We start from the raw sequence: 21,288 nt of genomic DNA on the forward strand, positions 1-21,288 counted from the left end.
ACAGTAAGAGGAAGGATAAGATCAGATGGATGACCTGACGGTCAAGGTGGAGCAATCGATCCGGGCTGAGAAGCTGTTTACGCAGAAGGATAGCATCGTTGTCGCCGTATCGGGGGGATCCGATTCGGTGGCTCTGTTGCATGTCCTTTTTTTATTGTCGGAGGTTTGGCAATGGAAGCTTGTCGTCGCTCATGTGAATCATCGCTTTCGCGGAGAAGAATCGGACCGGGAGGCTGAATATGTAAGCCGCTTAAGCAAGGATTGGGGGCTCGCCTGTGAAACGGTGTTTATTGACGTTCCGGCATATATCGAAGAATCGGGGATGAATTCGCAAAGCGCGGCAAGGGAAAAAAGATACGAATTTCTGCACCAGGTTGCCGAAAAGTACGGGGCGTCGCACATCGCCTTAGCCCATCATGCGGACGATCAGGCCGAAACGGTGCTGATGCGGCTGATCCGCGGAGCAGGGCTGGCGGGGTTATCCGGCATGCAGATCATCCGCCGCGAAAAAAACGTGGAACTTGTGCGTCCCTTTTTACGTATATACAAAACAGAAGTACTGGCACACTGCGAGCTGCATGGCCTTGTTTACTACGAGGATAGCAGCAACCGCGACACCAAGTACTTTCGGAATCGCATCCGGCTTGAGATTATGCCTTATCTTGAGCGGTTCAACGACCGCTTGCCCGAATCGCTGAACCGGACGGCCGAAATCGCCGCCATCGAAGACGAGTATATGGAGGCCGAAGGGGCGAAGCTGCTTGAGGAGCATGTAACTCAAACGGCGGGGAAGTTTCATTTTTCAAGGAGCTGGTTTTCTTCGCTGCACATTGCTTTACAAAGGCGATTGATTAAACTAATATTAAGTTGTCTTGGCGGAGGAACGGATATCGATTTTTCCAAGGTGGAGCAGGTACGGGGACATGTGCTGCATGTCAGCCGCTCCAATATGCGAATCGACGTAACAGGCCAAATTTTGTTGACAACGGAATATGATACGGCTCATCTTCATACTATGGTTTTGCCGCAGGGTCCTTACGCGTATTCCGTAATAACGGGGACGCGTGAAGTTGCAATTCCGGAAGCGGGCAGCGTTATCACGTTGGAGTGGGAGAGGGCGGGCCATCCCGAGCGTCATCTTGACCGCAAGCCGCGCAGGAACGAGCTGTGGCTTGATGCGGAGGAAATTGCATACCCGTTATGCATCCGCAATCGCCGTCAGGGGGACCGGATCTCTATTTTTGGTTTAAACGGGTCTAAAAAGGTAAAAGATATCTTCATTGACGACAAAGTGCCTCGGGGGCAAAGGGAGCAAACGCCCATTGTCGCCGACCATGAGGGACGGATATTATGGATCGCCGGTTTCCGGAGATCCGCTCATGCGCTTGTCACACCGAAGACCCGCAGTATTCTATATATGAAGCTAACGCAACTTATGACGGACTAGGAGGTTCCCTCTTTGCACAACGACATTCGGGAAGTACTGTATTCCGAGCAGCAGATTCAAGAGAAGGTAAAGGAAATGGGCGAAATGATCAGCCGCGATTTTGAAGGACGCAATCCTCTGGTTATTTGCGTGCTGAAAGGCGCATTCATTTTTATGGCTGATTTGGTGAAGCAAATCGCCGTACCTTTGGAAATTGATTTTATGGCTGTATCCAGCTATGGCGTTTCGACCAAATCGTCGGGTGTCGTCAAAATCATTAAAGATTTGGACGTACCGGTAGAAGGCCGCAACGTATTGATTATCGAGGACATTATCGATAGTGGTCTTACGTTAAGCTATTTGATCGATGTGCTTGAGCGCCGCAATGCGCGTTCCGTGACGGTTGCCGCTTTATTCGACAAACCGGCTCGGCGCACCGCAGAGCTCGACGCTGATTATAAAGGCTTTGTGCTTCCCGATGAGTTTGTGGTTGGGTATGGCTTGGATTATGCCGAGAAATACCGCAATCTGCCGTATATCGGCATACTCAAACCGGAAATTTACACGAAGTAGGCGAATTTGAGATGCCAAATCGCTCTATGTTACAATGGATCAAGTTGTCGTTTTCGAGAGGAGGCAGGGAATGAACCGCATTATACGTAATACCGGATTTTATCTGCTCATATTTTTGGTAACGGTCGGAATCGTTCATTTCATCAGCACGCAAAATGACCAGAAGGACAGCATCACGTACGATAAATTCCGGCAAGCTTTAGTAGACAAAAATGTGGACCAGGTCAGCGTGAAGTTTGACGGGTACACTTACCTTGTCAGAGGCAGCTATAAAGTGCCGCCGATTGCTGACAAGAAAAATTTCGAATCGAGAGCGCCTTACGATCCTCGTATTTTCACGATGATCGAAGGAGCGGACGTAACGAAATTTGCGGTCGAGAAGATGGAAGGCGACAACGTTTGGATCAGCTTCCTGACTTCAATTATTCCGTTTGTCATTATCTTTATCTTGTTCTTCTTCCTGCTGAATCAGGCGCAGGGAGGCGGCGGCAAGGTCATGAACTTCGGCAAAAGCCGTGCCCGCCTTTATAATGAAGAGAAGAAGAGGGTCACGTTTGAAGATGTGGCGGGGGCCGATGAAGAGAAACAAGAGCTTGTCGAGGTGGTTGAATTTTTGAAAGATCCTCGTAAGTTCGCTGCGCTTGGCGCACGGATTCCGAAAGGCGTATTGCTCGTAGGACCTCCGGGAACCGGTAAAACGCTGCTTGCCCGCGCTGTAGCCGGTGAAGCAGGGGTGCCGTTCTTCAGCATCTCAGGTTCGGACTTCGTAGAAATGTTTGTCGGTGTCGGCGCATCCCGCGTGCGCGACTTGTTTGAAAATGCGAAGAAAAACTCGCCTTGTATTATATTTATCGACGAGATCGATGCAGTGGGCCGTCAGCGCGGCGCCGGATTAGGCGGCGGTCATGACGAGCGCGAGCAAACGCTCAACCAGTTGCTCGTCGAAATGGACGGTTTTGGAGCCAATGAAGGCATTATCATCGTTGCCGCAACGAACCGCCCGGATATTTTGGACCCTGCGTTGCTTCGTCCGGGACGTTTTGACCGTCAAATCACGGTGGATCGTCCGGATATCAAGGGACGCGAAGCGGTGCTTAAAGTGCATGCCCGTAATAAGCCGCTCGCTAAGGATGTTAAGCTGGACGCGCTTGCGCGCTTCACGACCGGCTTCACTGGAGCCGATCTGGAGAACCTGCTGAACGAAGCGGCGCTCATTGCCGCTCGCCGCAACCGTAAAGATATTTCCAAGGACGAGCTGGATGAAGCGTTTGACCGCGTTGTGGTCGGTACGCAGAAGAAAAGCCGTGTCATTAACGAAAGTGAGAAACGGACGATTGCCTACCATGAGGCGGGCCACGTTATTGTTGGTCATTTTGTTCGCGACGCCGACGTTGTTCATAAAGTGACGATTGTGCCGCGTGGCCGGGCCGGCGGTTACGCCATGATCCTGCCGAAGGAAGGCGAGGATCGGCTGCTGCAGACTAGAACGGAATTGCTGGACCGGGTAACGGGTCTTTTGGCCGGCCGTGTTTCCGAGGAACTGTATATCGGCGAAGTTGGAACCGGAGCTTTCGACGACTTTAAACGTTCTACGCAAATCATCCGCGCGATGATCGTTGAATACGGGATGAGCGAGAAGCTTGGACCGATGCAGTTCGGGCAAGCTCAAGGCCAAGTATTCCTGGGACGCGATTTCGGCCATGAGCAGAACTACAGTGATGCCATCGCTTACGAAATCGATCAGGAAATGCAGAAGATGATCCGTGACTGCTACGCACGAGCCAAAGAAATTCTAGTGGATCATGCAGATCATGTTCATCTGATCGCCAAGACGCTGCTTGAGAAAGAAACACTCGAGAAAGACGAAATTCAAGCTTTGCTGGATACCGGCAAGCTGGAATCTTGGGAAAATAAGAAATCCGATGATGTGAAGGTGAACATCCAGGGTCAAAGCCAGGAAGCGGAAGCCAACAAGTTTGACTACTTCGATAAAAACCCGTCGGATGACGAAAATAAAGAATAATTGGAATTGCACACGGCAGCCCTTTAAGGGCTGCCGTTTTTTTTGTTTCAGCGGGAGTCAAGCGCGGACATGGGAAAAACGAATGTATCCCGTCGGAGTCAAGCGCGGAGTGCCAAGCTTAAGCGAAGGGATAAGCAGGTGCGACAGGCGCGGGCCCGAGGCACACAGCAGCACCCCGCGTCATCACGTCGTAGTGGGCGCGATGCGCCAATGCCAAGCGCAAGCGAAGGCATAGCGCACTGAGGCGCGGGCCCGAGGCACACACAATCTCTACCGTCGGCGGTCCAGGACGCAGCGCCCAATGTTTTCAGGATAAGAAGTCAATGGACCAAAGTATCGTCACAGGAATGATCAAGATTCTTTTATGCGTCGCTGGAGGTAGAACCTATCCGGATGGATCACGGACTGAATGAGACTATCGATTCATTGTGCATCCCCCCAACGTTGGAGAAGCCCACTCTCTAACGGACATGAGCGCAGCTATGTAAACCAAATCTGAAGTTTGCTCAATGGGACGGACACCAGCGCTCTTATTTGGTTTAGTATCGCGGTTTCTCCGACTTTTTTTGGCAAATAAAGGCGCGGGTGTCCGTTAGAAATGATAACCTCGATTTTTTTATCAAATAAAGCACTCCCATGTCCGTTAGCATTAGGGCATGATGTTCGCATGCATAAGGCTAATCATAGCGACGAGGATGTCCATTACAGGCAGTTAGCCAACGATCAACTTTAATCAAGTTGAATCGAAATCACTTCATTTGCTGCATTCGAGCATTTTATGGTTATCGCTAACCTGACAATATTGGCGCAGCGAGTGAAGCCCCCAAAGGGGATTGAGGGGGAGCTATACCGCGCTACAGAGCCAATAAGGAGAGATCAGCCAGTATTTCCAGTTATTTTTATTATATTTAAGCGTTGACACTGGGGGCGTTGTTGTGTAAATTAGGTGTAAATCTTAATTCTTTGTGAACATTTTCACGATCGGTCGCTGTTGGCTCATCGAGAATACGGGGGGTTCACTCTAAAAGGATGGTGTGATGCATGGAAGCTTTGGCGCTAGAGCGCAAGGCTGAGCAGAACAGGGAATTAAAGGAACGGCTGCTCCAGTTAAAGAAAGAAAAAAACGCCATTATTCTCGCTCATTATTACCAGCGTGATGAAATACAGGAAGTAGCCGATTTCCGCGGGGATTCGTTTCTGCTTGCTCAGAAAGCGGCATCAACGGATGCGGACGTGATCGTTTTTTGCGGGGTTCACTTCATGGGTGAAAGCGCTAAAATACTCGCGCCGAACAAAATCGTGCTGATTCCGGATGAGCGTGCGGGTTGTCCTATGGCCGACATGGTGAACGTAGACGGCTTGCGGGCGTTAAAGAAGAAACACCCGAATGCCACTGTCGTTACGTACATTAACTCGTCTGCCGATGTGAAGGCCGAAACCGATATTTGCTGTACTTCGGCCAACGCGCTGAAGGTCGTTAATTCAGTGGCAACTGAAGAAGTAATCTGGGTTCCGGACAAAAATTTGGGCGATTACGTATCCAAAAACACCGACAAAAAAATGATCATTTGGGAGGGCTATTGCAACACCCACGACATGCTGACCGTCAAAGATGTCGAAGAGATGAGAGCGCAGTATCCGAACGCCCAATTTGTGGTTCATCCGGAATGTCGTCCGGAAGTAGTGAAGCTGGGCGATTTTGTTGGCAGCACAACGGCGATTATCGACTATTGCAAGAAATCCGATTGCCAGGAATTTATCGTCGGCACAGAAGACGGCACCGGCTACCAGCTGCGTCTGGACAGCCCGAATAAACAGTTCCATTTTGCAACCAAATATCTCGTATGTCCGAACATGAAAGTGAACAATTTGAAGAAAGTCGTTCGTTGTCTTGAAACGATGCAGCCGCAAATCTATGTGGCGCCTCACGTTGCCGAACAAGCCAAATTATCGCTGGAGCGCATGCTACAGGTGAAGTAGCATGCGCTACTTCCTTGTATAAGAGCGGGAGACAATCATGATACCAAGATATTTAGTCGATTTTGATTTGGACCAACTGCCACATGTATATACGGACGTTATTGTGATCGGCGCGGGCATCGCCGGTCTTTTTACCGCGCTTAAAGCCAGCGAAACAAGCAAGGTGCTGATGATTACGAAGAAGTCCTTGCTCGACAGCAATACACGTTATGCGCAGGGCGGGATTGCAGCGGTGATCTCGGATGAGGACGCTCCCGAATATCATATACAGGATACGCTGATCGCAGGGGCGGGATTGTGCGACAAGAATGCGGTTGATGTGCTGGTTCACGAAGGACCGGACGGCGTGAAGGAGCTCATCCGGATGGGAACGCAATTTGATCTGGAGAACGGAGAGTTTGCGTTGACGAAAGAAGGCGCGCACAGCCAGCGCCGCATCCTGCATGCCCACGGAGATGCGACAGGCGCGGAGATTGTTAGAGCCCTTTCGGAGAAGACCAAGCAGGATCCGGGCATCACATTGTGGGACGATCATTTTGTCATCGATTTGATTACCGAAGACGGTGTTTGCTGCGGAGCCTTGGTGCAAAAGCCGGATGGCTCGAAGGTGTTCGTTCATGGGAAAGCAACCATATTGTGCAGCGGCGGAGCAGGCCAGTTGTTCCGCTATACGACAAACCCCGATATCGCCACCGGTGACGGCATTGCGATCGCTTACCGGGCCGGCGCGGACATTCGCGACATGGAGTTCATCCAGTTTCACCCGACAGCGCTTTGTTACCCTGGCGCTCCGCGGTTTTTGATCTCGGAGGCGGTTCGCGGAGAAGGAGCCGTTCTTCGCAACATTCACGGGGAACGTTTCATGGAGCGGTACCATGAGCAGATGGAGCTTGCTCCGCGCGACGTGGTGGCCCGGGCTATTGTGCAAGAGATGGAAGATACGAAATCTACGTTTGTATATATCGATTTTACTCATGAGACTGAAGAAATCGTGAAGCACCGCTTTCCGACGATCTACGAGGAATGCTTGAAATACGGGCTGGACCTTGCTTCCGACTGGATACCGGTGGCGCCGGCGGCACACTATATAATGGGCGGCGTGCGTACCGATCTATACGGAGAAACGTCTGTCAAGCGGCTTTTTGCATGCGGTGAAGTATCGTCCACCGGTGTGCACGGAGCGAACCGCCTGGCCAGCAACTCCTTATCCGAAGCGATTGTATTCGGGCGCCGCATTGTTGAACGGATTAACGGCTTAGACCCTCTGTCCACTGTTCCAAGCGTACGGGAAACGGGGCACCGGAAAGAAGGCTCCATACAACCGGTGATCGAGAAAAGACTGAAGCTGCAGAAGGTCATGCTCCGCTATGCGGGACTTGTCCGCAACGCCAAAGGGCTGGCCAAGGGTTATGAGGAGCTGCGGCGGCAGCTGCCGATTTATGAGACCGGTTTATCCAAACGTGAGGAATATGAGTTTGCGAATTTGCTGACATGCTCCCTGCTGACTACAGAAGCGGCCCTACGGAGAACCGAGAGCCGCGGCGGTCATTCCCGTGAGGATTATCCGCAGAAAAACGATGATATTTGGCAAAAACATACTTTGTTTAACCGTGAAACCGGGATTACGGAGGAGATGATCCATCATGCTTGAATTGCAGTCGCATGCGCTTCGGCTTCAAATACGCGAATGGTTAAAAGAAGACATCGGTATGGGAGACGTTACGACGCTGACAACGATTCCCGCCGATAGTCAGGCGAAAGGAATCATTCATGCTAAGGAGGATGGCCTCATTGCCGGACTGCCTGTAGCCAAAGCGGTTTTTGCGGAAGTGGATGAAAACCTCGTGTTTACACCGCTGCTCTCTGAAGGTACATATGTTACAAAAGGAACCTTGCTCGCGGAAGTAAGCGGCAGCACCCGCAGCATTTTGCTGGGAGAACGGCTCGCTTTAAATCTGATGCAGAGGTTGTCCGGCATTGCCACTCGCACAAAACAGTTCGTCGATGCGTTGGAAGGGCTGCCTGCACGGCTTGTCGACACCCGCAAGACGACACCGGGGCACCGTGTGCTGGAGAAATATGCTGTCCGTATCGGCGGCGGCCATAATCACCGGTTCGGACTGTTTGACGCAGTGATGATTAAAGACAATCACATCAAGGGAGCTGGGGGCATTACCCAAGCGATCCGTTCCGCACGCGAGCATATCCCCCATACGATGAAGATTGAGATCGAAATCGAGAACCGCACTCAATTGGAAGAGGCGCTTGTAGCAGGCCCGGATATCATCATGCTGGACAATATGAGCAATGAGGTTATGGCGCAAGCGGTTGGGCGCATTAAAGAGCATTCCCCGCATATCCTTGTAGAGGCGTCGGGATCCGTAAGACTGGAGACGGTCAGATCGATCGCATTGACCGGGGTTGACGTGATTTCGGTAGGCAGACTGACGTATTCCGTTCAATCGCTCGATATCAGCTTGGATTTAAACGAGCGGAAGGAGCAGGGCGAATGATACTGGTTGTGGATGTGGGCAACACAAATATTGTATTGGGCTTATATAAGCAAAGCAAGCTGCTTCACCACTGGCGCCTCAGCACCAATCGTTCGGCTACGGCCGACGAATACGGCATGACGGTATACAACTTGTTCAGCCATGCGGGAATCCAAGTGGAGCAAATTCAAGGGGCGATTATTTCTTCGGTAGTCCCGCCGCTTATGTTTGTGCTCGAACAGTTATGCTCAAAATATATAAAGAGAACGCCGCTGATCGTCGGCCCCGGCATCAAGACCGGGCTTAACATCAGATATGAAAATCCGAAGGAAGTAGGCGCAGACCGGATCGTCAACGCAGTGGCCGCCATTGAAATGTATGGGCCTCCTTGTATCGTCGTCGATTTCGGTACAGCCACTACATTCGATTATGTCGACGAATCGGGACAATACATAGGCGGCGCGGTCGCGCCGGGAATCGGCATATCTACGGAGGCGCTGTATCAGCGCGCTGCGAAGCTGCCAAGAATCGAACTTGTCAAGCCAAAAAGCGTCGTTGGACGCAATACCGTCGCCTCTATGCAAGCCGGTATTGTATACGGTTTTGCCGGGCAAGTGGACGGAATTGTCGAGCGGATACGGGAAGAGTTCGGCACCTCGGCGAAGGTAATCGCTACAGGGGGGCTTGCCGAATTGATATCGGCGGAATCGAAGACGATTCAAACCGTCGACCCGCTTTTGACGCTGCAAGGTTTGCAAATCATTTACGAACGAAACAGTTAAGTTCTATCAACCGGGTGAAAGCGGCAGAAGAGAGGGTTACATGCATGTCAGATTATTTGATTAGAGCTACCGCACTCGATGGCAGGGTGCGCGCTTTTGCGGCTACGACAACAGCCGTTGTGAACGAGATCAGCCGCAGGCACCAAATGACGCCAACCGTTGCAGCCGCCGTAGGCAGAACAGCTACTGCGGCTTTGATGATGGGAGCCATGCTGAAGGGCGAAGAAAAGCTGACCGTCCAAGTGAAGGGCGGCGGGCCGATCGGGCAAATCGTCGTTGACGTGAACGCAGCGGGCACCGTCCGGGCTTATGCGGACGAACCGCAAGTCGATCTGCCGTTAAACGGCGTGGGCAAACTGGACGTCGCTGGCGCTGTGGGGACGGACGGCTTTTTATACATCATCAAAGATTTAGGATTAAAGGAGCCTTACCGCGGCAGCGTGCCGATTGTTTCGGGCGAAATCGCCGAGGATTTCACTTATTACTTCGCCAAATCCGAGCAGACGCCGTCGGCTGTCGCTCTTGGCGTCTTGGTTGATGTCGATTACAGCATCAAAGCGGCGGGGGGCTTTATCATTCAACTGCTGCCGGGGCTGACCGATGATGAAATCGCCGAGATGGAGGAGCGGCTTTCGAAGCTTCCATCCGTAACGTCGATGATTGCCCAAGGAGACTCGCCGGAGATGATCTTAGAGCAGATATTGCCGGGAGTTAAGCTGCTTGAGCGCGTGGATGCCGAATTCCGCTGCAAATGCTCTCGTGAGCGTGTGGAACAGACGGTGATTAGCTTGGGGCGCGAGGAAATCGAGGCGATCCTGGCGGAAGAAGGCCAAGCGGAGGTACACTGCCATTTTTGCAACGAGGCCTACATGTTTGAAGAGTCCGATTTGCAGGCTCTGCTTGATAAAATGTAACCGGGACTAATATAGAGAGAAGTCATATGAGGGGATTAGGATGAGGAATGTAAGGCTGTTATGGGGAATAATCGGTCTGCTGTTTGCGGCCGTCGCAGCGCTTTCCTTTATCGCAATGAGAAGCGTATTTCCTCATGTTGAAAGCGAGAACCGCAACAATCCGCCCTCTTCTTCGTCAGAGCAGCAGCACATCGTCGCGGTAGTGGGGAACAAACAAATCACGGCCGGGCAGCTGCAAAGCAACTTGAACGCCAGATACGGCAACGACATATTAAATCAAATGCTGGACCAAGAAGTGGTACGTTTGGAAGCTGAACAACTGGAAATCAAGGTGAGCCGAAGCGAAATTGACAATGAGCTGAAGCGAATGCAGCAAGGTTACGATGGCGAAGCCGAGTTTTACAAAGCGATGAAGGATCAGCTTGGGATGACCAAGGAACAACTGCGCGAGGACGTGTACTACCGGCTTCTGCTAGAAAAAATCGCTATCAAAGACGTTCCCGTGCGCGATGAGTGGGTGGATGAATATATCCGGCTGCATCCCGAGGAATTCAAGAAGCCTGCCGAGCTGAAGATACAGCAAATCATCGTCGGCAATCAGGAACAAGCAAATAAGGTGCTGGACGATTTGAAAAAAGGGGCCGATTTCGCCGGATTGGCCAAAGACCGCTCATTGGACGACGCAACCCGTAATAGCGGCGGCGATTTGGGATGGGTGGAAGAGAACGATCCGTTTGTTCCGGCTCCTGTGCTGAAAGCAGCCAAGGGACTGAAGAAAGGCGAAGTCAGCAAACCGTTTGAATTGGCCGGCAAATATGCGATGATCAAGCTGAATGACCGTAAGGAGCAAGGCGGGGAAACCGCTGACGGACTTCATGAGCGGGTCCGCAAGGAGCTGGCGCTGCGTGAAGCGGCTCCTTTGCCCGAGGTCACCCGTAAATTGCGCGAGAAATGGAAAGCGCAAATTACAGATCCGGAGTTTGGGACATAAGAGCCGGTGAGGCAAACTTTTTTAAGGCCCCGGGAAAAACAGATTGACAACCTTTCAGAGCATTGATAAGATGAATGTATATAATACCTACTAAACTACTCGGAAATATTAATTTTATCGCTCAGGAGGAGATATTATGGCCAGATTAGTCCAAAGCATCACTCAATTGATTGGTGATACGCCGCTTGTTCGTTTGAATCGTGTTGTTCCGGAGGGCAGTGCGGAAGTTTACGTGAAACTCGAGTACCAGAACCCGGGTGCAAGCGTGAAGGACCGTATTGCCATCAGCATGATCGAAGTTGCCGAGCAAGAAGGCAAGCTGAAACCGGGCAGCACCATCATCGAGCCGACCAGCGGCAACACAGGTATCGGTCTTGCCATGGTAGCGGCAGCTAAAGGATATAAAGCCATCTTGGTTATGCCGGAAACGATGAGCATGGAGCGCCGCAACTTGCTTCGCGCTTATGGGGCACAACTGATCTTGACTCCTGGAGCGGAAGGCATGAAGGGCGCTATTCGCCGTGCTGAAGAACTTGCCGCGGAGAACCCGGACTACTTTATCCCGCAACAATTCAAGAACCAAGCGAACGTGAAAATTCACCGCGAAACGACAGGTCCTGAAATCGTCGAAGCGATTAATTCCCACGATGGCAAGCTGGATGCGTTTGTTGCCGGTATCGGTACGGGCGGAACAATCACTGGCGCGGGTAGCGTGCTTAAAGAAAACTTTCCGAACATTAAAATATTTGCGGTAGAACCTGCCGCTTCTCCGGTATTGTCCGGAGGCAAGCCGGGACCTCATAAAATTCAAGGGATCGGAGCCGGATTCGTGCCGGACATCTTGAACACCAGTCTGTACGACCAAATCATCCAGGTGGAAAATGACGATGCATTCGAAACTTCCCGCCGTGTAGCTAAAGAAGAAGGCATTCTTGGAGGCATCTCTTCCGGGGCCGCTATTTTCGCCGCGCTGCAAGTAGCCAAAGATTTGGGCCCAGGCAAACGTGTATTGGCGATCCTGCCAAGTAATGGCGAAAGATATTTGAGTACGCCTCTGTATCAATTTGAGGATTAATTCAGGAAAACCGGTGCGCTTTACCGGCAAGTCCTTCCAGCCGATCGCTGGGGGGACTTTTTTTCATACTCTTGATTCGGTATACTTAAGGGCAACTTATATGAAACAGAAATTGGAAAGCGAAAGAGGAGCAGGAGGGTCATGCGTGTAACGGAAAGTAAGGATTGGCTGGAGTGGAACGGCGAATATGAGATGCTTCCTTATGTAGAGCGGCACCCGCTGACCGCCGACCGGATCCTTTCCTGGGAGGCGGCGTGGACGGAGGCATCGCCTTATGCGTTTGTGCTTGAAAGCGGCAAGGGCGGGAGGTATACGTTTCTTGGGCTCCACCCCGACGAAGAAATTCGCGGCAAGGGGGACCGCGCTATAGTGACATACCGGAGCGGGCGTAAGGAAGAGCTGACCGGATCCGCGTTGAAGCTGGTCAAGATGTGGCTGGGCGGCGCACGTTCGCCGAAAGTGAAAGGGGCTCCCAAATGGCTGGGCGGTTGTGCCGGATTCTGGGGCTACGATGTAGCCCGGTCGATTGAGAAGCTGCCGGTTATCGCTAACGATGACTTGGAACTGCCGGATTATTGTTTTGTCCGGGTTAATCGGTTATGGATCATCGATCATCAGGAGAAAACGTTATATTTTGCGGTACACACCCATGTTCCGCCTGAATCGGACAGCGAGACCGTTACTCGGCTGTATGACGCAGCCGCCGATACGGCCCAAGAGATGAAGGCACAATGGGAGCGGATTGCAGCCGTTCAACGTAACCCGCTTTTGCTGCAAGACGTGGCGGAACGGCGCGAACAAGCGGATAGAGACAAACTCCAGATTGACGTCGAAGCGGTTCCGGGCATCCGGGCCGAATTTGACCGGGGCGAATTTATCGCTGCTGTGAAGCGGGTTCAAGAATATATCGGGCAAGGCGATATTTTTCAAGTCAATTTATCGGTTCGCCAAAGCAAACGCCTGCATGCTTCCCCGGAGAGCATCTATGAATGGCTGCGTATTGTCAATCCTTCGCCGTATATGGGATTGCAGCGGTTCGGCGACTTTCAGCTTGTATCGGGTTCGCCCGAGCTGCTTGTTCAATTGGAGGATGGCATCATCCGTACTCGTCCGATCGCCGGTACGCGACCGCGCGGCAAGACGGCGGAGGAAGACCGGGCGCTGGCCGAAGAGCTGATTCATCATGAAAAAGAGCGGGCCGAGCATATTATGCTTGTCGACTTGCTGCGCAACGACATCGGCCGGGTATCCGCTTACGGATCGGTGCGGGTCAGCGACTTTATGGTGATCGAGTATTATTCTCATGTCATGCACATTGTTTCCCAAGTTGAAGGAACAATGGCCGAAGGAAAAGATTTGTACGATGTCATGGCTTCGGCATTCCCGGGCGGAACGATTACCGGTGCGCCGAAGGTGAGAACGATGGAAATCATTGAAGAGCTGGAGCCTGTGCGCCGCGGACCGTATACGGGATCGATGGGATGGATTGACTATAATGGCAATATGGAATTTAATATTATTATACGAACGATGGCCGTTAAAGACGGGATTGGTTATGTCCAAGCCGGGGCGGGGATCGTTATCGATTCTGTCCCTGAGAAGGAGTATACGGAATCGCTGAATAAAGCGAAAGCGCTCTGGAAGGCCATTCAATACAGCGAAGCGGCAGGTGTCATGCAAGGCTAAAACAAAGGGGGATTGTCTATGATATTAGTTATCGATAACTATGATTCATTTACGTATAACTTGGTGCAGTATTTGGGCGAACTTGGCGAGCAAGTGGTCGTTCACCGCAACGATCAGATCGACCTTGCAGGAATAGAAGCGCTGAAACCGGATCACATTCTCATTTCGCCGGGACCTTGCACGCCAAACGAAGCGGGTATCAGCCTGGCGCTCATTGATCATTTTAAAGGAAAAATACCTATTCTCGGCGTGTGCCTGGGACATCAATCGATCGGCCAAGCTTTTGGCGGAGAGGTGATTCGCGCCGAGCGGCTGATGCACGGGAAAACCTCGGATATTTTTCACGACGGCAAAACCGTATTTGAAGGCTTGCCATCGCCTTTTACGGCGACCAGATACCATTCCTTGATTGTGAAGGCGGAGACGCTGCCCGATTGTCTGGAAGTAAGCGCGCGTACGGCGGAAGGCGAGATTATGGGCCTGCGCCATAAGGAATACCCGATTGAAGGCGTGCAGTTCCACCCCGAATCGATCATTACGGATCATGGGCATGCGATGCTGCGTAATTTCCTGAAGGGAACGGTTGTGAATAAATCGTGATTGTGCTCTTAAACGGGAAGTTGATTGATGAGCAAAAAGCCGTGGTCTCGGTATACGATCACGGTTTTCTTTACGGCATGGGCCTGTTCGAAACGTTCCGCACCTATGGCGGAGAGCCGTTTTTGCTGGAGAGGCATGTACGCAGGCTGGAGGCCGGCTGCCGGGATTTAGGCATCGGTTATACGCCGGATGCGGGCGAGATCGCTTGGTCCGTTCGCAGCTTGCTGGAGGCCAACCATTTAAAGGATGCGTATATCCGCTGGACGGTGACGGCCGGTGAAGGCATTCTTGGTTTGCCTGCGGGCGAATATGACCAGCCGAATGTGATTGGTTACATCAAGGAGCTGCCTGCGGTTAACATACAGCCGGACGCCCCCGGCAAGACGCTGCAGCTGCTTAAGCTGCGCCGGAATTCCCCGGAAGGCGAGGTGCGCCATAAATCGCTTCACTATATGAACAATATTTTGGGCAAAAGAGAATTAAGCGCATATACATGGGCTAAGCAGGCCGAAGGTTTGTTTTTGGATGAACGCGGGTATGTGGCCGAAGGCCTTGTCAGCAATCTGTTTTTTATAAAAAATGGAGTTTGCTGCACTCCATCGCTGGATACCGGTATTTTGCCGGGAATTACCCGGGAGTTTGTGCTGGAGCTTGCCGAATCGCGCGGGATGAGGACGGAACAAGGACTTTATCGATGGGAAGAGCTGCTGGAAGCCGACGAAGTGTTTATGACCAATTCGATTCAAGAAATCGTCCCTGTTACTTCGATCTACGACACGGCGGGAACGGAACGTATCATAGGAAGCCGGCAAGCGGGAGCGGTGACTGCCCATCTCCTTGAGCAGTACCGTGCCGCAGCTTGCGCTAAATCGAGTATCGGGGAGTGACGGGGCGATGAAATCGGAGCTTGAGCAGCAATTTGCCATCGATGCACGCGGGCTGCGCCTGCCTGTCGGCGAGCGGACATTGATCATGGGGATTCTGAATGTGACGCCGGATTCGTTTTCCGACGGGGGCCGGTATGAACGGGTGGAAGCAGCAGTAGCACGGGCGCGGCAAATGGTCGAAGAAGGCGCCGACATCATTGACCTTGGAGGAGAGTCGACACGTCCGGGTTTTGAACCGGTGCCTCTGGAGGTTGAGCTTGCGCGGGTCATTCCCGTCATTGAAGCGCTGCGTGGCGAAGTGAAAGTGCCCATATCGGTCGATACATATAAAGCGGAGGTTGCCAGACAGGCGGTGGAAGCCGGGGCGCACATCATTAACGATATATGGGGCTTGAAAAAGGATAAGGATATGGCGGCCGTAGCAGCCGACACCGGGTGTCCGATCGTGTTGATGCATAACCGCGTCGAGCCGGCGCATTATGCCGATTTTGTAGCGGAAGTGGTGTCTGACTTGGAGGCCAGCGTACGGCTGGCACACGAAGCGGGGATTCACGACCGGCAAATTATCCTTGATCCGGGTATCGGATTCGCCAAAAGCCATGAGCAGAACCTGCAGCTGATGAGTCATCTCGGGGCCATTGCCGCTCTTGGGTATCCAGTGCTGCTTGGTACCTCGCGCAAACGGATGGTGCGGCTTACGCTTGAATTGCCGGTGGGTGAATTGGCTTTTGGTACGGCGGCAACCGTAGCGCTGGGCATTATGCAGGGCTGTGGTATTATGAGAGTACACGATGTTGCGGAAATGAAGCGGGCCGCCTTGATGACCGATGCGATCATGAAGGCCAAGTAAAGGAGCTGCGGGAATGGATAAAATTACATTGTCCAATATGCAATTTTTTGGATATCATGGGGTGTTTCCCGAAGAAAACAAGCTTGGGCAACGGTATGTCATCAGCGTCGAGATGCTGCTCCCGCTGGAGAAGGCGGGAAGTTCCGACGATCTGCAGGATACCGTTAACTATGCCGAAGCGTATGAAATGATTAGGGATATTGTGGAGAAGCGGGTTTATAAGCTCATTGAGGCGCTGGCTGAGCATGTTGCATCGGCACTCCTCTCCACTTATACTGATATCAACGCGGTGACCGTGAAGGTAGTGAAACCGCATCCGCCGGTAGCTATCCAGTTTGACGGCGTCTCTGTAGAAATTCATCGAAAGCGGGCCTAACCAATCATGAATAGCAGTGCAGTCTGTGCTTACATCGGGATCGGCTCCAATATCGGGGACCGGGAGCATCATTTGCTCCAGTCGCTTGTTATGCTGGGTTGTCATCCGGAGATCGAAGTCACAGGCCAATCCCGAATATACGAAACCGATCCGATCGGGTATGTGGACCAGGAGCCTTTCTTAAACATGACAGCCGAGCTGGCGACAACATTGTCACCGGAACATCTGCTGTCTTATATGCTGTCGGTAGAGCAGCAGCTTGGCCGTATACGCGATATTCGCTGGGGACCGCGTACCATTGATCTGGATATGCTTTTATACGGCAGTGCCCAACATCACAGCGACGACCTGCAGCTGCCGCATCCCAGAATGCTGGAAAGAGCTTTTGTGCTGGTTCCTTTAATTGAGCTGGTCTCGTTGCGGGATCCAGCTATGGCCGAATGGTTAGCCTTGCATCTGGAGAAACTGGACAGGAAGGAAGGCGTTAGCTTATGGAAAAAAATATGATCGCCCAGCGAATCCGTGCATTCCGCAAATTAAAGGGATACACACAAACGGAGCTGGCTGAGCGACTCGACGTTTCCATTGCCGTTTTAGGCTCTATTGAACGCGGAACACGCAAACCGGAGCCCAAAATTATACGTAAAATTTCTGAAGTATTAGGCATTGATCCGGAAGAACTGTCTTCCGCTGCACGATAAAGGAGTGAGTTTTTATGTTAAAAATCGGCAACGTCGTGGCGCCGAATAATGTAGTCCTGGCCCCGATGGCCGGTGTGTGCAATCCTGCGTTTCGGCTGATCGCCCGCGAGTTTGGCTGCGGTCTTGTTTGCGCTGAAATGGTTAGCGATAAAGCGATTATTCACGGCAATTCACGGACCATGGAAATGCTGTTTGTCGATGAGCGGGAGAAGCCGCTCAGTCTGCAAATATTCGGCGGCGATACCGAAACGCTGGTCGAAGCGGCGAAATACGTGGATCAGCATACCAATGCGGATATCATCGATATCAATATGGGCTGTCCCGTGCCCAAAATTACGAAATGCGACGCGGGTGCACGTTGGCTGCTGGATCCGGGCAAAATCGAACAGATGGTCTCCGAAGTGGTGAAGTCCGTTAGCAAACCGCTGACTGTTAAGATGCGAATCGGCTGGGACGACGATCACGTATACGCGGTGCAAAACGCCAAAGCGGTCGAGAACGGCGGCGGCGCGGCTGTTTCCGTACATGGACGCACCCGTGTTCAGATGTATACCGGAACGGCGAATTGGGAGATCATTAAGGAAGTTAAGCAATCGGTCGGAATACCCGTCATCGGCAACGGAGACGTATTTTCGCCTGAAGATGCCAAACGCATGCTGGATGAAACCGGCGTTGACGGGGTGATGATTGGCCGCGGAGCGCTCGGTAATCCGTGGATGCTGTACAGAACGGTGCTGTATTTGACAAAAGGCGAGCTTCCGCCCGATCCGACACCGCAGGAAAAAATCCGCATTGCCATCCTGCATATGGACCGCCTCGTTTCATTGAAGGGCGAACATGTGGCGGTGAAAGAAATGCGCAAGCATTTGGCATGGTATTTGAAAGGTTTGACCGGTGCGGCGCGGATTAAGGATGTCATTATGGAGCAAACCAAACGCGATGTGATGGCGGGAATTTTGCAGGATTTCGTCGATAACATGTCGAACGACGGCATATCTTCAGATGATGTGGAAGAACCCGTGACTTCTCACTAATGATTGACAATAATCCCGCGTTTTGGGTTACATTGACAATTAAAGCGGCATGCAATATAATCATTCAATAAATAATGAGTCATCGATCCGCACAAGCAGATCAGTCATCTTGATGACGATCCATAATATATTATGGTATAAGTGAAATTCATACCCTGAGAGAGCGATCAATCAACCAGCGCTCATATCAATATGAAAATCTTCACATGACGGGAGATCGGTCGCAATGGCGAATGAAAAAGAAGTCATCCTTACTCAGGAAGGGCTCAAGAAGCTGGAAGAAGAACTTGAGCATCTCAAGTCTGTTAAGCGTCGCGAGGTTGCGGAAAGAATCAAAGTAGCGATCGGCTATGGCGATATCAGCGAGAACTCCGAGTACGAAGATGCCAAGAACGAACAGGCATTTGTAGAAGGTCGCGTGCTGACCCTTGAGAAAATGCTGCGCAACGCGCGGATCATTAACAACGATGAAGTGGATGTCAACACCGTAGGCGTCGGCTCGATCGTTTCGCTGAAGGATTTGGAGATGGGCGAAATCGTAGAGTACACGATTGTCGGCACAGCTGAATCCGATCCTTTCCAAAACAAAATTTCCAACGAAAGCCCTGTAGGTAAAGCCATTATCGGCAAAACTAAAGGCTCTGTCGTTGATGTAAGCGTACCAGCCGGTTTCGTCATCAAATACGAAATCATGGACATTAAAAAATAACTTGAATAAAGTGAACGCTTACTGTTAACATATTTTTGTCGAACTCTTTGGAAGCTTCCCTCCGGAAGCTTTTTTAACTATGTAGAATTGGCAAGGCGCTTGTATATATTCAGGAATAACGAATAAAGGGGCTGTCATGATGACTGTTGATGTGGAATTAAACGAGCTGCTGCAAATACGCCGCGGCAAACTGGACGAGCTGCGCGGCATGGGGATTGATCCTTTCGGGCAAAAGTTTGCAAGGACCGATCATGCTAAAGCGATATTCGATACGTACAGTGAAAAAAGCAAAGAAGAGCTGGATGAGCAAGAAATCGTCGTCAGCATTGCCGGACGTATTATGCAGAAACGCGCCATGGGCAAAGCGAGCTTTGCTCATATCCAAGATCTGAGCGGCAAAATTCAAATTTATGTGCGCGAAGACGCTATCGGGCAAACCAAATACAAAGCGTTTGATCTTCTCGATATCGGCGATATTGTCGGCGTGAAGGGTGCTGTGTTCAGAACGAAGACCGGCGAATTGTCGATTAAAGCGGCAGAGGTGGAAGTGCTGTCCAAATCGCTGCTTCCGCTGCCGGAGAAATACCACGGACTTAAGGATGTTGAATTGCGCTACCGCCAGCGTTATGTAGACCTGATTATGAATCAGGATGTACAACAGACCTTTATTATGCGCTCGAAGATCATCCAATCCATGCGTAAGTACCTGGACTCCCTCGGTTATTTGGAAGTGGAGACGCCTACGCTTCATTCTATTGCCGGCGGGGCCGCAGCAAGACCGTTTATTACCCATCACAATGCACTCGATATGCAGCTTTTTATGCGTATTGCCATTGAGCTTCATTTGAAAAGACTGATTGTCGGCGGTATGGAGAAGGTATACGAAATCGGCCGGGTATACCGCAACGAAGGGATTTCTACACGTCATAATCCAGAATTTACGATGATTGAGCTGTATGAAGCTTATGCCGACTACAAAGACATCATGAAACTGACGGAAGAGCTGGTCGCACATATCGCTCAAGAAGTGCTTGGCACAACGAAAATCACTTATCAAGGGCAAGAAGTCGACCTTACTCCGCAATGGCGCAGAGTAACGATGGTTGATGCGATTAAAGAAGTAGTTGGCGTGGACTTCAGCCAGCAGATGTCCGACGAAGAGGCTCATCGCTTGGCGAAGGAGCATAAAGTGCCTGCGGAGCCGAATATGACGTTTGGCCATATTGTCAATCAATTCTTTGAAACACACGTTGAGCATACATTAATCCAACCGACATTCATTACCGGACACCCGGTAGCGATTTCGCCGCTTGCCAAAAAGAATGAAGCCGATCCGCGGTTTACCGACCGTTTTGAGCTGTTTATCGTAGCGCGTGAGCATGCCAATGCCTTCACGGAGCTTAACGATCCGATCGATCAGCGCGAGCGGTTTGAAGCGCAACTTGTGGAACGCGAGCAAGGCAACGACGAAGCCCATGAGATGGACGAAGACTTTATTCGTGCGCTGGAGTATGGCATGCCGCCGACAGGCGGGCTGGGTATTGGAATCGACAGGCTTGTTATGCTGTTGACCGATTCTCCATCCATCCGCGATGTGCTGCTGTTCCCGCTTATGCGCGAGCGTCAAGGAGAATAATAGCTGCTGCAAGCATGCACGCTGTCTTAAACGACGGTCTGCATGCTTTTTTACATTCAGAGGAGCGCGGTACATGATTGATGCTACCAAGAATAATCTCTTGGCATCCCAAGGCCTGCTCTAACTTGGAGGCTGTGTGCCGAAGCTTGGGAAACTTCTGTTTTTTCGTTACCTTGGAAGATTCGGTGCTCTTAGATAAATGATGTGAAACTTAATGTGAAATTTTATTTGCATTCTGTCGGGCATTTTGATATATTACTATTTGTTGTTTCGGAAGAGACAGCAAAATGAAACAAAAAACAGCATTGCATGAAATGATTGAAAAAAAAGTTCTTGCATTGTTGAGGTCGAATGTGGTATATTAAAAAAGTCGCCGCTGAAAACGACGACAAGAAATGACAAGATTCGACAAAGAAAAAGATTCATAATTGCTCTTTGAAAACTGAACAACGAGTGAATGTAAAACAAGCAAGTCAGCAATGAATTGAGCTATATTAAACAAACCTTAATGGAGAGTTTGATCCTGGCTCAGGACGAACGCTGGCGGCGTGCC

General features: G+C 51.2%; 20 protein-coding genes. All 20 read left to right on the forward strand.

Translation table 11 applies throughout. From position 1 onward, the window contains the following. Positions 1-25: 25 nt before the first annotated feature. Entirely contained in the window at positions 26-1,447 is a 1,422-nt protein-coding gene (gene tilS / locus EYB31_RS37415; protein WP_131018673.1) for a tRNA lysidine(34) synthetase TilS, read from the forward strand. A 12-nt stretch (positions 1,448-1,459) separates the two neighbouring features. Next, positions 1,460-1,999 carry a hypoxanthine phosphoribosyltransferase gene (hpt, locus tag EYB31_RS37420; RefSeq protein WP_131018675.1) on the forward strand — a complete coding sequence of 180 codons (540 nt, stop codon included), beginning with the start codon at positions 1,460-1,462 and terminating at the stop codon, positions 1,997-1,999. A 70-nt stretch (positions 2,000-2,069) separates the two neighbouring features. Then, a complete protein-coding gene (gene ftsH, locus EYB31_RS37425; RefSeq protein ID WP_131018677.1) occupies positions 2,070-4,022 on the forward strand; it encodes an ATP-dependent zinc metalloprotease FtsH in 1,953 nt (650 codons plus the stop codon). A gap of 1,041 nt (positions 4,023-5,063) precedes the next feature. Continuing rightward, positions 5,064-6,002, forward strand: a complete 939-nt coding sequence (nadA, locus tag EYB31_RS37430; RefSeq protein WP_131018679.1) for a quinolinate synthase NadA — start codon at positions 5,064-5,066, stop codon at positions 6,000-6,002. A 37-nt stretch (positions 6,003-6,039) separates the two neighbouring features. Continuing rightward, positions 6,040-7,653 carry an L-aspartate oxidase gene (nadB, locus tag EYB31_RS37435; protein WP_131018681.1) on the forward strand — a complete coding sequence of 538 codons (1,614 nt, stop codon included), beginning with the start codon at positions 6,040-6,042 and terminating at the stop codon, positions 7,651-7,653. After that, on the forward strand, positions 7,646-8,515 hold the full coding sequence (nadC, locus tag EYB31_RS37440; RefSeq protein WP_131018683.1) for a carboxylating nicotinate-nucleotide diphosphorylase: 870 nt from the start codon (positions 7,646-7,648) through the stop codon (positions 8,513-8,515). Before nadB ends, nadC begins: the two co-directional genes overlap by 8 nt. Beyond that, positions 8,512-9,276, forward strand: a complete 765-nt coding sequence (locus EYB31_RS37445; protein WP_131018685.1) for a type III pantothenate kinase — start codon at positions 8,512-8,514, stop codon at positions 9,274-9,276. Before nadC ends, EYB31_RS37445 begins: the two co-directional genes overlap by 4 nt. A gap of 44 nt (positions 9,277-9,320) precedes the next feature. Further along, complete coding sequence (gene hslO / locus EYB31_RS37450) at positions 9,321-10,190, forward strand: Hsp33 family molecular chaperone HslO (protein ID WP_131018686.1); 870 nt, start codon at positions 9,321-9,323, stop codon at positions 10,188-10,190. A gap of 40 nt (positions 10,191-10,230) precedes the next feature. Continuing rightward, a complete protein-coding gene (locus tag EYB31_RS37455) occupies positions 10,231-11,181 on the forward strand; it encodes a peptidylprolyl isomerase (RefSeq protein WP_131018688.1) in 951 nt (316 codons plus the stop codon). A gap of 136 nt (positions 11,182-11,317) precedes the next feature. Beyond that, on the forward strand, positions 11,318-12,256 hold the full coding sequence (gene cysK / locus EYB31_RS37460) for a cysteine synthase A (protein WP_131018690.1): 939 nt from the start codon (positions 11,318-11,320) through the stop codon (positions 12,254-12,256). Positions 12,257-12,397: 141 nt separating this feature from the next. Further along, positions 12,398-13,942 (forward strand): anthranilate synthase component I family protein, encoded by a 1,545-nt coding sequence (locus tag EYB31_RS37465; protein WP_131018692.1) that lies wholly within the window; start codon positions 12,398-12,400, stop codon positions 13,940-13,942. An 18-nt stretch (positions 13,943-13,960) separates the two neighbouring features. Continuing rightward, entirely contained in the window at positions 13,961-14,542 is a 582-nt protein-coding gene (gene pabA / locus EYB31_RS37470) for an aminodeoxychorismate/anthranilate synthase component II (RefSeq protein WP_131018694.1), read from the forward strand. Then, complete coding sequence (gene pabC, locus EYB31_RS37475; protein ID WP_131018696.1) at positions 14,536-15,429, forward strand: aminodeoxychorismate lyase; 894 nt, start codon at positions 14,536-14,538, stop codon at positions 15,427-15,429. The genes pabA and pabC overlap by 7 nt, the downstream gene beginning before the upstream one ends. A gap of 7 nt (positions 15,430-15,436) precedes the next feature. Next, complete coding sequence (folP, locus tag EYB31_RS37480; protein ID WP_131018698.1) at positions 15,437-16,279, forward strand: dihydropteroate synthase; 843 nt, start codon at positions 15,437-15,439, stop codon at positions 16,277-16,279. A 13-nt stretch (positions 16,280-16,292) separates the two neighbouring features. Beyond that, positions 16,293-16,655, forward strand: coding sequence for a dihydroneopterin aldolase (gene folB, locus EYB31_RS37485; protein WP_131018699.1), 363 nt, complete (start codon positions 16,293-16,295; stop codon positions 16,653-16,655). 6 nt (positions 16,656-16,661) lie between these two features. Continuing rightward, positions 16,662-17,162, forward strand: a complete 501-nt coding sequence (gene folK / locus EYB31_RS37490; RefSeq protein WP_131018701.1) for a 2-amino-4-hydroxy-6-hydroxymethyldihydropteridine diphosphokinase — start codon at positions 16,662-16,664, stop codon at positions 17,160-17,162. After that, a complete protein-coding gene (locus tag EYB31_RS37495) occupies positions 17,147-17,356 on the forward strand; it encodes a helix-turn-helix domain-containing protein (protein WP_131018702.1) in 210 nt (69 codons plus the stop codon). Before folK ends, EYB31_RS37495 begins: the two co-directional genes overlap by 16 nt. Positions 17,357-17,370: 14 nt before the next feature. Further along, complete coding sequence (dusB, locus tag EYB31_RS37500; protein WP_131018706.1) at positions 17,371-18,390, forward strand: tRNA dihydrouridine synthase DusB; 1,020 nt, start codon at positions 17,371-17,373, stop codon at positions 18,388-18,390. Positions 18,391-18,616: 226 nt separating this feature from the next. Next, positions 18,617-19,099: a transcription elongation factor GreA gene (gene greA / locus EYB31_RS37505; protein WP_131018708.1), complete on the forward strand. Its 483-nt coding sequence runs from the start codon at positions 18,617-18,619 to the stop codon at positions 19,097-19,099. A 139-nt stretch (positions 19,100-19,238) separates the two neighbouring features. After that, a complete protein-coding gene (lysS, locus tag EYB31_RS37510) occupies positions 19,239-20,735 on the forward strand; it encodes a lysine--tRNA ligase (protein ID WP_131018717.1) in 1,497 nt (498 codons plus the stop codon). Positions 20,736-21,288 lie beyond the last annotated feature (553 nt).

The sequence above is a fragment of the Paenibacillus thalictri genome, from assembly GCF_004307995.1.
In the GTDB taxonomy this organism is placed as follows: Bacteria; Bacillota; Bacilli; order Paenibacillales; family NBRC-103111; genus Paenibacillus_AF; species Paenibacillus_AF thalictri.